Origin of the sequence: uncultured Paracoccus sp., from assembly GCF_937873615.1 — a bacterium.
Classification (GTDB): Bacteria; Pseudomonadota; Alphaproteobacteria; order Rhodobacterales; family Rhodobacteraceae; genus Paracoccus.
Genome location: NZ_CALMYP010000029.1, coordinates 1 through 13,206, shown reverse-complemented (window position 1 = coordinate 13,206; position 13,206 = coordinate 1). Strand labels below are relative to the sequence as shown.

The 13,206-nt window shown below is 62.9% G+C and carries 11 protein-coding genes and 1 pseudogene; 5 read left to right on the top strand and 7 right to left on the bottom strand.

Going from position 1 to position 13,206, the window contains the following annotated elements; genetic code table 11:
- The 5 genes and pseudogenes from Q0330_RS08350 to Q0330_RS08330 all read right to left on the bottom strand — a co-directional run.
- Nucleotides 1-249: pseudogene (locus Q0330_RS08350) on the bottom strand (D-2-hydroxyacid dehydrogenase family protein); the annotation flags it as partial.
- On the bottom strand, nucleotides 246-446 hold the full coding sequence (locus Q0330_RS08345; protein WP_299477202.1) for a hypothetical protein: 201 nt from the start codon (nucleotides 444-446) through the stop codon (nucleotides 246-248). The pseudogene Q0330_RS08350 and the gene Q0330_RS08345, both read right to left, overlap by 4 nt.
- Before the next feature lie 34 nt (nucleotides 447-480).
- Nucleotides 481-1,581, bottom strand: coding sequence for a 4-oxalomesaconate tautomerase (locus tag Q0330_RS08340; RefSeq protein WP_299477199.1), 1,101 nt, complete (start codon nucleotides 1,579-1,581; stop codon nucleotides 481-483).
- A gap of 11 nt (nucleotides 1,582-1,592) precedes the next feature.
- Nucleotides 1,593-3,572, bottom strand: coding sequence for a tripartite tricarboxylate transporter permease (locus Q0330_RS08335; protein WP_299477196.1), 1,980 nt, complete (start codon nucleotides 3,570-3,572; stop codon nucleotides 1,593-1,595).
- A 136-nt stretch (nucleotides 3,573-3,708) separates the two neighbouring features.
- Nucleotides 3,709-4,818 (bottom strand): tripartite tricarboxylate transporter substrate-binding protein, encoded by a 1,110-nt coding sequence (locus Q0330_RS08330; RefSeq protein ID WP_299477193.1) that lies wholly within the window; start codon nucleotides 4,816-4,818, stop codon nucleotides 3,709-3,711.
- Nucleotides 4,819-4,988: 170 nt separating this feature from the next.
- On the opposite strand from Q0330_RS08330, the gene Q0330_RS08325 reads away from it, so the two are divergent.
- From Q0330_RS08325 to Q0330_RS08305, 5 genes are all read left to right on the top strand, one after another.
- A complete protein-coding gene (locus tag Q0330_RS08325; protein ID WP_299477190.1) occupies nucleotides 4,989-5,660 on the top strand; it encodes a response regulator transcription factor in 672 nt (223 codons plus the stop codon).
- A complete protein-coding gene (locus tag Q0330_RS08320; RefSeq protein ID WP_299477187.1) occupies nucleotides 5,657-7,069 on the top strand; it encodes a sensor histidine kinase in 1,413 nt (470 codons plus the stop codon). The genes Q0330_RS08325 and Q0330_RS08320 overlap by 4 nt, the downstream gene beginning before the upstream one ends.
- Nucleotides 7,070-7,193: 124 nt before the next feature.
- Nucleotides 7,194-8,474: an ATP citrate lyase citrate-binding domain-containing protein gene (locus Q0330_RS08315; RefSeq protein ID WP_299477184.1), complete on the top strand. Its 1,281-nt coding sequence runs from the start codon at nucleotides 7,194-7,196 to the stop codon at nucleotides 8,472-8,474.
- A 14-nt stretch (nucleotides 8,475-8,488) separates the two neighbouring features.
- Nucleotides 8,489-11,200 carry a hypothetical protein gene (locus Q0330_RS08310; protein ID WP_299477181.1) on the top strand — a complete coding sequence of 904 codons (2,712 nt, stop codon included), beginning with the start codon at nucleotides 8,489-8,491 and terminating at the stop codon, nucleotides 11,198-11,200.
- The gene (locus Q0330_RS08305; protein WP_299477178.1) at nucleotides 11,200-11,586 is read left to right on the top strand and encodes an acyl-CoA thioesterase; all 387 of its coding nucleotides are present in this window, start codon (nucleotides 11,200-11,202) and stop codon (nucleotides 11,584-11,586) included. Before Q0330_RS08310 ends, Q0330_RS08305 begins: the two co-directional genes overlap by 1 nt.
- A gap of 351 nt (nucleotides 11,587-11,937) precedes the next feature.
- Here the strand turns inward: Q0330_RS08305 and Q0330_RS08300 are convergent, their stop codons facing one another.
- Nucleotides 11,938-12,408, bottom strand: coding sequence for an ATP-binding protein (locus tag Q0330_RS08300; RefSeq protein WP_299477205.1), 471 nt, complete (start codon nucleotides 12,406-12,408; stop codon nucleotides 11,938-11,940).
- Between the two features lie 85 nt (nucleotides 12,409-12,493).
- On the bottom strand, nucleotides 12,494-13,206 hold a 713-nt coding region (locus tag Q0330_RS08295), incomplete at its 5' end, for an IS3 family transposase (RefSeq protein WP_299477175.1).

Sequence of the window (13,206 nt, the reverse complement as noted above, 5' to 3'; positions counted from 1 at the left end):
ATCGACATGGGGATAGACGCTGCGCTGAGAAATCGGGCGAAGACGGGGCGGGCGCGCCAAAAGACGGGCGGTGACCCCCGCCCGCCCAGGGAACAGGACCAGGGCTTCGGCCCCCTGCAACCGCCTCGACAGGGCTTCGGGCGCGGTCAGGTGATCGGTCCAGATCGTGACATCGTGTGCGGCAAGTCGCGAAAAGGACGGCAGCCCGCGCAGCGTGTCGAACCAGTCGTCGAGGATATGGACCCTCACCTTCGCGCGCCGGCCATCAAGGTCGCCGGCGCTGCGGAAACCTGCTGATGCAGATCGACCAGTTGCGTATGGTCAACGTCGCATTTCCCGGTCGATGTCGGGTGCTTGATGATATCCCCGCTGAGCAGGCGCCGCGCCTGCTCCAGTTCGGCCTGCGCATGCCGGATATGGTCGCGAACCACCTTGAGGTCGGCCATGACGTGCAAACTCCTGCTCTTGCAAGATATCGGTTCAGGCGCCGTGTTTGCCGCGCCAGACGGCGCCGGGAACATAGACCACGCCCCCCGCGAGCAGCCTCGCGGTGCGCAGCAGCCCCGCCGAGCGAAGCCGGAACCCGTCCGCGCCTGTCTGATAGTCGACCGTCACCTCGATCGTGCCCGAAGGGTGCTCGATGACGACCAGTGCAGGCTGACCCTGCGGCGGAACGAACAGCCCCTCGGCCACGGTGCCGGGCGTCAACACGCAGGATGCGAGGCATTGCGAGCCTGTCACCGCCATCGTCGGATGGCAGCTTTTCGGCATGAAATAGCGCGCGGCGATTGTGCCGCCGGCGCGCGGTTCGGCAAGCAGCCCGAATTTCGGCGTCACCGAATTGGACACGTCGCCCATGCCCATGCGTTTCCCGGCCTCGATCCGGATCGGCTCCATCCGCGCATAGAAGGCGCGGTTCGCGTCCAGTTCGGCAACGGTCTCGTGGCCGGTCAGGCCGAAATCCGCGGCCCGGGCGATGGCCATCGGCATGGCCACGTCCATGCAGGTGACCTCGATCCCGTCGATGACATCGCGTGCGGCACCGGTCGGCAGCAGCGCCCCGGTGCTGGAGCCGACGACATCCATGAAGTTCAGATAGATCGGCGCTGCGGTGCCCGGCACGCCGTCGATCGCGGCGGTCCCATCATAGCGGACCTTGCCGCCGGGCGTTTCCACCACCGCCTCGACCCGCGCGCCGGTATTGACGGAAAGCACACGAACCGATGTCCTGTCGCCAGTCGGCGCGACAAGTCCCATCTCCAGCGCGGCGGGACCGACGCCAGAGAGGATGTTGCCGCAGGTCGGCTTGAAATCGACGGTGCGATCCTCGACCGAGACCTGGGCGAAGAAGTAATCCACATCCGCATACGGATCGTTCGAACGCGACAGCATTGCAACCTTGGTGGTCACGGCGGCCCCGCCGCCGATCCCGTCGATATTGAGCGGATGACCCGACCCGACGACGGCCAACAGAACCTCTGCCAGCGTCTCGCGGTCCTCGGGAAGATCCGAACGGTTGAAATAGGGCCCGCGCGACGTACCGCCGCGCAGGAACAGGTAAGGGATGGGCGTTTGCTGCATCTGATGCATCCTCAACGGAACGGCCAGGGCAGGTCATAGGCGCTTTGCAGCCAGCCCGACGGGAAGTTCAGGTTCAGCATATAGGCCAGACCCAGGATGAACCCTGCTGCACAAGCGGTCAGCAGCAGCGTGCGCGGCCAGGATGCATTGGCCCGAAGCCTGAGAAAGGTCAGGAAGAACCCGATCATCGCGATATAGAAGCCCACGAGCGCCGTCGTCACGACAAGTCCGGCGATCCAGGCGGGCCCACTCCAGAACCAGCCATTGCCTTCGTTGCCGACATGATCGCCCACGATTTCGTAATCGAAGAAGGCGGGATGATCCTTGTGGCCGCGCATCAGGTGCAACAGCAGGATCCCTCCGAACACGACCCCGACAACGGTCACGCCAATCGGGAAGACCGCCCCGAGGAACGAATGCGATGTCGCATCCCAGAGCGCCAGGCCGAAGAAGGCCATCATCGCGACGGCAAAGCCGATCTGGATGTTGCGGCTGGCATGTGAGGTTACGACGGCCTCACCCGTCGGTCCGGTATCGTCGACGCGGTTCTTCAGCCCGAAATAGACCGAGACCAGCGTCATCGCGCCGATGATCAGAACGCCCGGACGGATCACGAATCCCCAGCCGTCGAATTGCAGCGCCTGATAGAAGAAGGTCTCGGCCTGCGGGGCAAGGACGTAACCGATCAGCAGGGCCGGACGGGGCCATCCGAAACGCTTCATCAGGATGCCGACCATACCGATGACCAGCAGTGCGACCAGATCAGACAGGTCACGCGTTGCCTGGAAGGCGGCAAAGCAGATCAGCGCGATCATGAAGGGCGCAAGATAGGGGAAGGGAATGGCGGTCAGCCCCGAGATCGGGCGCGCAAGCCCCATGCAGATGCCCGCGCCCATGATGTTTGCCAGCGCCAGCGACCAGATGATCGAATAGGTGATGTCCAGATCTGGGCCGACCATCGAGGGGCCGGGCTCGATGCCAATCAGCACCATGCCACCCAGGAAGACCGCCATCGAACCAGAGCCGGGAATACCGAACAACATCGTCGGCAGAAGCGCACCGCCCTGCATGGCGTTGTTCGAGCTTTCAGGCGCGACGATGCCGCGCGGATCGCCCTTGCCGAATTGCGATGTATCCTTCGCGGTCTGAACGGCGTGGCCATAGGAAATCCAGTCCACGACCGAACCACCGAGGCCCGGAATGGCGCCGATCATACAGCCCAGGCTGGAACAGCGGATGGACAGGAAAAGGTTGTTCCACCAGTCACGGATACCCAGCAGCCAGCCAGATCCCAGAGAATTGCCCTCGGCAATGGTGCTGTTCTTGCGCAGAAGATCCGAGATTTCGGGGACGGCAAACAGGCCCAGGCCGATGATCACCAGCGGGATGCCATCGTAAAGATACTCGGTGCCGAAGATCATCCGGAATTCGCCGGTAGCAGGCGCCCCGCCGATCGACCCGATCAGCAGCCCGACCGCACATGCCGCAAGGCCCTTGGGCAGGCTGCGTCCGGCAAGTACTGCGACCATCGAAAGGCCGAACAGCGCCAGCATGAACAACTCGGCCGAACCGAACATCAGGATCAGCGGTCGCGCGATCAGCACGAACCCGGTCAGGATCACCGCACCGACAATGCCGCCGAAAAGGGATGACACGAACGCCGCGGAAAGCGCACGCGCGGCCTGGCCTTTTTTGGCCATCGGGAAGCCATCCAGCACCGTGGCCTGACTTGCGCTTGATCCGGGAATTCCCATCAGGACCGATGAGAACGTGTCTGATGTCGGTATCACCGCGACAAGGCCGATCAGCATTCCAAGCGCCGAAACCTCGTCCATTCCGTACAGGAAGGGCATCAGCAGGGATAGGCCGGCGATACCGCCAAGCCCGGGGATCACGCCGATAACCAGCCCGACCGACACACCCAGCAGCATGTAAGCCATGTGTTGCAGTGTCAGCAGGTTGGCCAGCGCGGATAGAAGTGTGTCCATCATAGCCTTATCCTCCGGCCCCGGCGCAGAACGCCCCGAGGAGTCCATAGGTCTGAATTCTTGAAGTTTGGGAGCGACCCGCCGCCATCGGACGGGTCGCAACGGTCAGGGATGAGCCAGGGCAGCAAGCCCCGAAAAGTCAGTCGTCGCCCAGCTTGACGCCATAATCGGCGGCGAGCATATCGACGACCTGCTTGCGCAGCTCGGGCGAAATTATGGTCCCGCGCTGGAACAGCGTGTCGGCCGCCTTGCCCGTTACCTGCTCATAGGTGCCGAGGACGGCTTCCTTGTTCGCCTGATAGTCCGGGTCAGCCTTCATCGCCTCGAACGCGGCCTGATAGGCATCGACGATCTCCTGCGGGGTGTCCTTGGGCAGGAACACCATTTTCTGCGCCGGGAAGCCGGCGGTGAAGAAGGCGAAATATGCGTCATATTCCGGCCCCTCGGGTGCCTTGCCGGTCAGCGTCTCATAGGCTTCGGCGAAGCTCGGCAGGTCAGGGAAGGTCGGATCGCGGACAAGGTTGCCGTTTTCATCCAGCGCGCCCCAGCTGAACAGCGGAACGGCAGTTCCGTTATCCACCAGCGGCTGCACATTCTTGATGTAGGCCGACGAGGTCTGGTAGTCGATATTGGTCTCGCCGCGCTCGAATGACAGACGGCCGTCACCGCGGCCCTTGAAACCGAACACATGCTGCACGTCGAGGCCCATCAGCTTGAACCCGAGAAGCGGCACCAGATCCAGCGAGGTTGCCCCCTGGCTGGCATAGACCAGTTTCTGACCGGCCAGCTTGCCGATGTCTTCCGGTGCCGTCACGCCGGTCGAGGGCGAGGTATAGACGACGCCGCCGGTCGGCGCCGCCATCGCAACCTTCCATTCTGAATAGTCATAGCGCACACGCGGATCGCCCAGAAGATAGGGAAACTGCGTCGATCCCGAGGTGCCCAGGATGGTCAGCCCGTCGGGCTTGGCACGCGCCGCGAACAGGTTGGCCCCCTTGGTGGAACCGCCACCCGGCTCGTTGACGACCACAACCGTCGGGCTTCCGGGCAGATACTTGCCCAACAGGGGCGCGTTGAAACGTGCCCAGGTATCCGATCCGCCACCGGGCGAGAAGGGAATGATCCATTCGATCGTCTTGCCTTCGAATGAAACCTCGGCTGCGGCGGGGGTGCCGAGCCCGATGGCCGCGGCGGCGCCGAGCGCAAGCCCGATCGCGCCCCGGCGGGTGGTCGTAAACAGTCCAGTCATGGTTATCCTCCCAGTCCTCTCCTTCGGAGGTTAAGCGATGCCCGCAGCGCGATCAATGATCGGCTGCTCTCGCCCCTCCGCTATCAGGCGTCAGCTTTTCCTCTTATTCAGCCGGCTTGATATGCTGCACGATATTCGCGCATCCTGTCCAAAACCTGTCGGAACGAACGATGCGCATCGTGCTTGTCGAGGATAATGAAAGGCTGGCGCAGGGAATCGCGAATTCCCTGCGAGACCAAGGGTATGCCGTCGACTGGCTTGCGAACGGAACAGAGGCAGACCAGCACCTGTCACAGGAAGGCGGCGATATCGCCGTAATCGACATCAACCTGCCGGGGCTCAGCGGTTTCGAAGTCGTGCGTGCCCTTCGGATGCGAGGAGACACGACGCCGGTCATCATGCTGACCGCCCGTGGCGAACTGGATGACAGGGTCGGCGGGCTGGACGCGGGCGCAGATGACTATCTCGTCAAACCTTTCGAGATGGCCGAGCTTCTGGCGCGGATCAGGGCGCTCGGCAGGCGCCGGTCCGACATGCGGACGGCGTCTCAGCGAATCGGGAACCTGGTGATCGACCGGATCGCACGGACGGTGACCGGCCCGAACGGTCCCATTGACCTTCCCAGGCGAGAACTGGCGCTGCTTGAATGTCTTGCCGATCACAACGGCAGGATCGTCTCGAAGGAGCGCATCGCCGACAGTCTTTATGGCGTCGGATCTGACATGGAGAGCAACGCGGTCGAGCTGCTGATTTCACGGCTGCGGCGCAAGCTGTCCGACACCGGTGTCTCGATCCGCACTGCGCGCGGGTTGGGATATCTGCTGGATGACGGCAATCCATGAACCGCTGGTCACTGCGCAGTCGGCTTTTTGTTCTGATCATTCTCCCGCTGATCGCTGTCGCCTGCCTAGCGGGTGCTGCGCGCTATGTCATGGCCGAGAAGATATCTCAGCGGCTTTATGACAATACGCTGCTTGTCGTCGCGCTGACGATATCGCGCGATGTGATCCTGAGCGAAGGCGACATGCTGACCGAACAATTGCTGGATTCTCTGACCAATGCGCTTGGCGATCCGGTCTATTACCGCATTGAAGGGCCGGACGGCCGTTTCGTGACCGGCTATTCCGATGCGCCGGCCAATCCCGCATCAGGCGAAACGGATCCTGGCATCCCGTTCTTTTACGATTCTGTCAGCCTGGGCGAGCAGGTCCGCGCCGTGACGCTGCGCGAGTTCATCTCGGCACCGCAATTCGGCGGCTGGGTGACCGTTGACGTCTGGCAGACAGTCAAGCAGCGCGACGCCCTCAGCATGGAGCTTCTGATACAGTCGATCATCCTGATGACGGTTGTCATTTCATCGGCAGGACTTCTTGTCTGGTTCGGGATCAATCGGGGCCTCAGGCCCCTGCTGAAACTGCGCGAGGCGATCTCGGCGCGCTCTCAGGATGATCTCGGACCGATCCGGCGGGCGGTGCCCAAGGAAGTGCGCAGCCTCGTCGGCGCCATGAATTCCCTGTTCGCGCGCCTGTCTGAAGCCTTTGCCCTGCGCGATGCCTTCATCTCCGACGCGGCCCACCAGTTGCGCAACCCGATCGCCGCGATTCAGGCCCAGGCCGAGGCCGCCACCACCGCGCCGACCGAGCCGGAATTGCGCAGCCGTGTCACGGAACTGGCCGAAACCGCGCGGCGCACGGGCCGGATGACCCAGCAGCTTCTGTCCATGGAAAAGGCCCGGGGACGCGAAGGCCCCGAAAAATGGCGAAGCATCGAGCTTCGCGAGCCGCTGGAGGATATCGCGCGCCGTTTCGCCGAACGCGAGATGCGCAACGGCGTGTCAGTATCCTTCGTCACAACCGGGCCTTCACAGCCGGTTCTGGTCGATACCGTCATGCTGACTGAAGCAATCGAGAACCTGCTGGACAATGCACGGCGATACGGCTGCCCGGACGGTGGCGAGGTCGAACTGAGCCTGGCGTTCAACGAGGATCACGTTGCGATTCGGGTCACCGATTCCGGACCGGGCATTCCCGAAGATGTCCAGGACCGGGTTTTCGACCGGTTCTTCCGGCTCAGCAATGACACATCGGGCGGCTGCGGCCTCGGGTTGTCGATTGTTCGGACGGTCGCGGAAATGCATGGCGGTTCGGCCACCGTCCTTGACAGCGCGCACGGCATGGCGGTCGAAATCCTGATCCCGCTGGCCGCTGACATCGCCGTTTACGGCCCTGCAGCGGCAGCCCGGCGCGCCTGATCCTGACCCGCAAGACTGCGGGCAGATCATAAATCCCCCGCTCGACAGCCTGCGGACAGCTTGGTCCGGCAGTCTGCCCTTGGGAATTGATCGCGAGCGCGAACATCAGGGGAGAACTTTCTACATGCAACTGACCGGAATGCTGCATGGCAGCAAGCTTTTGGACCATGTCGGGTTTCCGACCTCTGAAATCCTCGGCCCCGATGCCAGCGAGGACGAAATCCAGGCGCTGATCGACCGGCATGGGCTGATCTTCATCAAGCCGCTGTTTCGCGGCGGGGTCGGCAAGAAGGGCAAGGCCGGCCTGATCGGCAAGGCAAGCGACCTCAAGACCGCGCTGGCCGAGAAGGAACGGTTGTATTTCGCGGAACACCGCCACGGCAACGCCTATGCCAAGGCCAATGGCGTGACCTTCGAGGCCGGCGTTCCGGCCGAGCACGAGGTCTATTTCTCGATCACCGATGACACCCGCTTTCGCGCGCCCACCATGACGCTGACCCATCACGGCGGCGTCGATATCGAGGAGTTGGACAAGTCCGAGGTCGCCACCGTGCCCTTCGAGGCGCTGACCGGGCTGAAGGCCTTTGTCGTCGCCAATGCGCTGAGCGATATCGGCGCCCCGCGCGAAATCATATCACCACTGGTCCAGCACCTGCCGAAACTGTGGGAGCTGATGCACCATTACGGCATGACCACGCTGGAGTTGAACCCGATCCGCATGCGCGTGGACAAGGGCGGGCGGCTGACCCCGGTCGCCTGCGATTTCAAATGCGGCTTCGATCGCGACGATCCGCGCGTCAGCCGCCTGGGCCTGCCGAACCATCTGTTCGCCTCGGACATCTCATCCTTCGAGCAGGAGGTGAACCAGCTGCGCACCCATCAGGGCCAGTCGGATGTCTTTGTCATCAATGAAAACGGGACCATCCTTGCACCCACCTTCGGCGGCGGCGCGAACAGCCTCGTGACCGAAGTGCTGGGCGATGCGGCCATCATCTCGTCCGATTTCGGCGGCAACCCGCCCTATGAGAAGATGAAATCCGTCGCCGCGATCTGCTATCGGCATTTCCTGAAACAGACCAACGTGCTGTTCATCATCGGCGGCAAGTCGAACAATACCGATATCCACGAGACCTTCCGCGGCATGGGCGACGCCCTGCGCGAGCATTTCGCGGCCCACGGCCCGACACCGCTTTACGTCGTCGTCGGACGCGGCGGGCCAAACCTCGTGCGCGGCATGGGCAATCTGGCCGAGACGCTGGACAGCCTTGGCGTGCCATATCGCTTCTTCGGCTTCGACAGCGCGATTTCCGAGGTCGTGAACTATGCCCGCAAGGTCGACGGCTGGATGCGCGACGGCGGACGCCAGCAGATTGCCGATGCCATGGGCATCCGGCCCGCAGCCTGACAGGAGGACAGGACATGTTTCGTCAAGGCATCAAGGAATTTCCCTATTATCTCGGCATCCGTTCGCTGGCCGATATCGCCACGCCCGCCGATCGGGTCTGCGTATTGAACATCATGGGCGGCGAAAGCCGGCAGGTGACGCCGACCAGCCACGCCTTTTCCGGCGGCAATGTGGTGTTCGGCACCTCTCCGGGGCGGACCGGGCAGGTTCTGAGAACCCCGGAAGGTGACATCCCGGTCTTCAACAATGTGCGCGAAGGCCTGGATGCGGGCCATACGTTCAATACCGGCGTCATCTACCTGCCGCCTTCGGGCGTGCGCGATGGCGTGGCGGAACTGATCCGGGTCAATCCCTATCTGGAAAAGATCGTCATCATCACCGAAAAGATCGCCATCCACGACGCGCGCGAGATCCGGGCGATGGCGCAGGCCAACGGCATCGACATCATCGGCGGCAATTGCCTTGGCGTTGCCGACAGCTGGAACCGGGTCAGGATCGGCGGCGCGCTTGGCGGCGATCACCCCGAGGAATCGCTGATCAAGGGCTCGGTCGCGATCTTTTCCAACTCCGGCGGTTTCACGACGACCATCGCGCAATATCTGGCGACCGAGGGCTGGGGGACGACGACGCTGATCTCCAGCGGCAAGGATGTCTATATCAACTATGGCGCCCGCGATTTCGCCTATGGCTTCCACAATGACGACCGCTCGGCGGCGGCGGTGCTTTATGCCGAGCCGGGCGGCTATTACGAACATGACATCGACTGGCAGAAGCCGGTCGTCGCCTGCGTCGTCGGGCGCTGGAAGTCGCGCCTGACCCGCGCGGTTGGCCATGCTGGCGCGATGGCCGGATCGGGCGACAAGGCCGAGGACAAGGAAGGCTGGTTCATCGATGCCTTCGGCACCGAGGGCATCTTCACGCCCGAAACGCCTCATGCCAGCGCAAAGGGTGCCGTCGTCACCAATATCGCCGATATTCCCGCCGCGCTGACGGCGGTAATGAAACTGAACGGCGCATCGCCCGATTTTGCCCCGCGCGGCGATCTGTCGCTGAAAACCTGGATCGCCAACGATCAGGGTCTGCATCTGCCGGCGAATCTGGCGCTGGCCCCGGTTGCGGCGCCCGCGCCCTATGCAGATCAGATCGCGGCACTGGACCAGCAGATCGGCGCCGTGGTTGCGCGCCAGACCATGAAGGACAAGTCCGGCGCCTCGGTCATGGACCCCAAGACGCAGGTCACGTCGGTTCATGGTCACACAGTGCTGGATCTGGCGTTGCAGCCGCTCGAGGCGAATTTCGCCCTGCCGCTGGTGCATGAGATCGCCGGTCCGAATGATCGCGCGATGCTGGATATCGCCGTGGCCGCTGAGGTCAATCTGGTCGGCGATCCGATTCTGATCGCCGCCGATGCCGCGCGCGAGGCCGGCAATTCACCCAACAGCGTGATGGCGGCGGCGGCGGCCATCGTCGGTCCGCGCCGGGTCGAGCGTGCGCTCGCCTGCACCGATATCCTGATCGAGCTCTTCGCGCATTCGGGGCTGAAGGACGGTCGCGACGAAGCCTTCGACACCAGTGCCATCACCATGGACGACGACAGCCGCGCGCTGTTCCTTGCGACCGAGGACGAGGCCGACGATCCTCGCCCCGAGGCGATGCTGGCGGCGGTTCAGGCGCGCGGCGGCAAATCGGCCTTCCTGAAATACCTCATGGGTCTTGGCGGGCGGCTGAACCGCGACGCGATCCTTGCCGCCATTGCGCTGACGATTTCCTGGGCGCCCTTGATGCGCAAGCGGATCACCCGGCTGACCGCCCGGACTCTGCCCTGGTATCTGCGGCTTTACGGGGTGATGGTTGGCGCCTCGATCCCTGGCGCGCAGCACCAGCACGGGTCGCTTTGCGGCATCCCCCGCGACGAGCGGTTCGGGCAATGGACCATGGCCGATCTGTGCTATCTGGCGATGACCGGCAAGCGCGCGACACCGGCCGAGGCGGAACAGCTTCAGGTGCTGGTCGGTCTCCTGATCTCGAACGGGCCGGGCTCGATCTCGGCGCAGGGGGCCAAGGGCGCGGTTGCCGCCGACGGACCGCAAACGCCCGAGCGGGTGCAGATCAACAAGGCCATGGTCGGCTTCCTGACCCATACCGGCTACAGCCATGGCGGCAACGGCTTCGAGGGCATGGCTTTCCTGCTGGACCAGTTCAAGGCCAGCGGCCTCAGCGATCCGACGGACCCGAACCACGGGCTCGACCTGACCGCCATGGCCCGCGATTTCGCGCTGCAATACAAGCGAGACAAGCGGCAAGCGAAGGAACAGGGCACCGAGGTCCGCGCGCTGCCCGGCGTTCATCACCCTGTCTTCAAGGGCAAGCCCGTGAACCACGATCCGCGTGAGGTCTTCATCGGCGAGTTCATGGAAAGCCGGGGCCATTACAATGTGTTCCATGCCTTCTACCGCGAGTTGGTGAAGCAATTGCACGAAGTCGGTGCCACGCCCTATGTCTTTTGCGTCAATGTCGATGCGGTGATCGCCGCGATGATCTTGGCGCTTCTGTGGGACGACTATCGTTCGGGGCAGCTTTCCGATCGCGATCTGGAAACGGCGGCCTTTACCGTATTCCTTTACGGACGGATGATCGGTTCCGCCGCCGAGATCGATGACCATCTCAACCGTGGACGAAACATGGACACGCGTACAGCTGCTTCCGCCTGCGGGTTTGTCGTCTGATGGAGCAGGTCGAACTACCACCCACCGCGCAGCCGGTGATCCGAACGATAGCCATGCCGGCGGACACCAATCCCGCCGGTGATATCTTCGGTGGCTGGTTGATGAGCCAGATGGACCTCGCGGCCGGCAATCTTGCAGCCCTGAATGCGCGAGGAAGAGCGGCGACCATTGCCGTTGACGGGATGCGCTTTCACAGGCCGGTCAAAGTAGGCGACGAAGTATCACTTTACGCCGAACTCACACAACAGGGCCGCACGTCGATGCATATCCATGTCACCGCCTGGCGTCGTGGGCGCGAGCAGGAGACATGCGAGAAGGTGACCTGCGCCACCTTCGTTTTTGTCGCGCTCGACGAGGCCGCACGGCCCCGGCCAATCCATCCGTAGCTCCCTTACCCGCCAATACCTCCGACCGCCTGTCTATGCCTGCCATTGCAGTTTTTGGTGACCGGTGTTGATGGTAACCGTCCGGTCTGACTTGCAGTTACCCACAAGTGTCCGCTGGGGCTTTGTGAGACGGGCTCCTTCACCGAGGTCGGCGAGGCGGGAGAACCCCCGCCATATTACGGTCGTTCCCGGGGGTGCGTCGGAAGCGCGGTCGAGATAGCCGCCGAGCGGTGCGACTGCCCTGATGCGGATTTCGGAAATACCGGACAGGGATTACGCTAAATCCCGGACAGCCGTTTCAGTAATTCCCGGACGGATCGGGCACGGCTGGTCATCTGCCTGCGAAGATGTTCAGGCCTCTATGGTTTCGGCGTTTTCGGCCGGGGTCAAGTTCTGTGTTCGATCCTTTCTGCGCATGCTGTCTCCCTTGAGTTCGATGCGGTGTGCGTTGTGGACGATCCGGTCGAGGATGGCGTCGGCGATGGTGGGTTCGCCGATCATGTCGTGCCGGCCCGAGACGGGGAGTTGGGCGGTGATGATGGTGGAGCGGCGCTGGTAGCGCTCCTCGAAGAGTTCCAGCAGGTCGAGGCGTTGCTGGTCCGTCAGGCCATGGGTTCCCCAGTCGTCCAGCACCAGCAGTTGGACCCGCGCGAGCTTGTCGACGAGGCGAGGGAAGCGGCCATCGAGACGGGCCATGGCCATATCCTCGAAGAGGCGGGGCATACGGATATAGGAGACGGAATGATCGAAGCGGGCGGCCTGGTGGGCGAAGGCGCAGGCGAGCCAGGTCTTTCCGGTACCGGTCTGGCCGGTGAGGATGATCTGCTCGCGTGATCTGATCCAGTCGCCCTGGGCCAGCGACAGGATGAACCGGCCCGGGTTTGCCGGAGAGTTTCTGGTTCAATGATCACGCTGTTTTTTCATCAACGTTCAAGTTTGCGTAGAATGCCTTCTCTGCTTCGTTCGGTGTGATGTATCTGATGGCGCTGTGCAGGCGCGTCTTGTTATACCAGTCGACCCATTTGAGGGTTTCCCATTCGACCTGACCAACGGATTTCCAAGGGCCGAGGAACTTGATGACCTCGGTCTTGAAGAGACCGATGTTGCTTTCGGCCAGGGCGTTCTGCGCCTTCGAACGATCCCCCGGATCGTTCGATCCGCTGGCGCGGACCAGCTTGAACTCATAGGAATCTCCGACGCTGCCCACCGAGGTGTCGATGCCTGCCTCGGCGAGCCGTTCGGTGTATCGAATCGACAGGTATTGGCTGCCGCGGTCGCTGTGATGGATCAGCTTGTCAGCCTCCGAGGGCGCCCGCTGGCAGATGGCCTGGTTCAGGGCATCCAGCACGAAGCCGGTGGTCATCGAAGTCGAGACGCGCCAGCCGACAATCTTGCGGGCGAAGACGTCGATGACGAAAGCAACGTAAACCATGCCCTGCCAACTGGAGACATAGGTGAAATCGCTGACCCAGAGCTGGTTCGGCATGGCGGCCACGAAAGCCCGGTTCACCTTGTCGTCCGGGCAGGGTTGGGCCGCATCCGGGTTGGTCGTGATGACCTTCGTGCCGAGAGTGTCAGATCTTCTGTGTATGAGCGATCCGGTCCATGCTTCTTCGAAAG

Coding starts and splice junctions, on each gene's coding strand:
- Q0330_RS08345 (WP_299477202.1), bottom strand. CDS start 446: ATGGCCGACCTCAAGGTGGTTCGCGACCATATCCGGCATGCGCAGGCC.
- Q0330_RS08340 (WP_299477199.1), bottom strand. CDS start 1,581: ATGCAGCAAACGCCCATCCCTTACCTGTTCCTGCGCGGCGGTACGTCG.
- Q0330_RS08335 (WP_299477196.1), bottom strand. CDS start 3,572: ATGATGGACACACTTCTATCCGCGCTGGCCAACCTGCTGACACTGCAA.
- Q0330_RS08330 (WP_299477193.1), bottom strand. CDS start 4,818: ATGACTGGACTGTTTACGACCACCCGCCGGGGCGCGATCGGGCTTGCG.
- Q0330_RS08325 (WP_299477190.1), top strand. CDS start 4,989: ATGCGCATCGTGCTTGTCGAGGATAATGAAAGGCTGGCGCAGGGAATC.
- Q0330_RS08320 (WP_299477187.1), top strand. CDS start 5,657: ATGAACCGCTGGTCACTGCGCAGTCGGCTTTTTGTTCTGATCATTCTC.
- Q0330_RS08315 (WP_299477184.1), top strand. CDS start 7,194: ATGCAACTGACCGGAATGCTGCATGGCAGCAAGCTTTTGGACCATGTC.
- Q0330_RS08310 (WP_299477181.1), top strand. CDS start 8,489: ATGTTTCGTCAAGGCATCAAGGAATTTCCCTATTATCTCGGCATCCGT.
- Q0330_RS08305 (WP_299477178.1), top strand. CDS start 11,200: ATGGAGCAGGTCGAACTACCACCCACCGCGCAGCCGGTGATCCGAACG.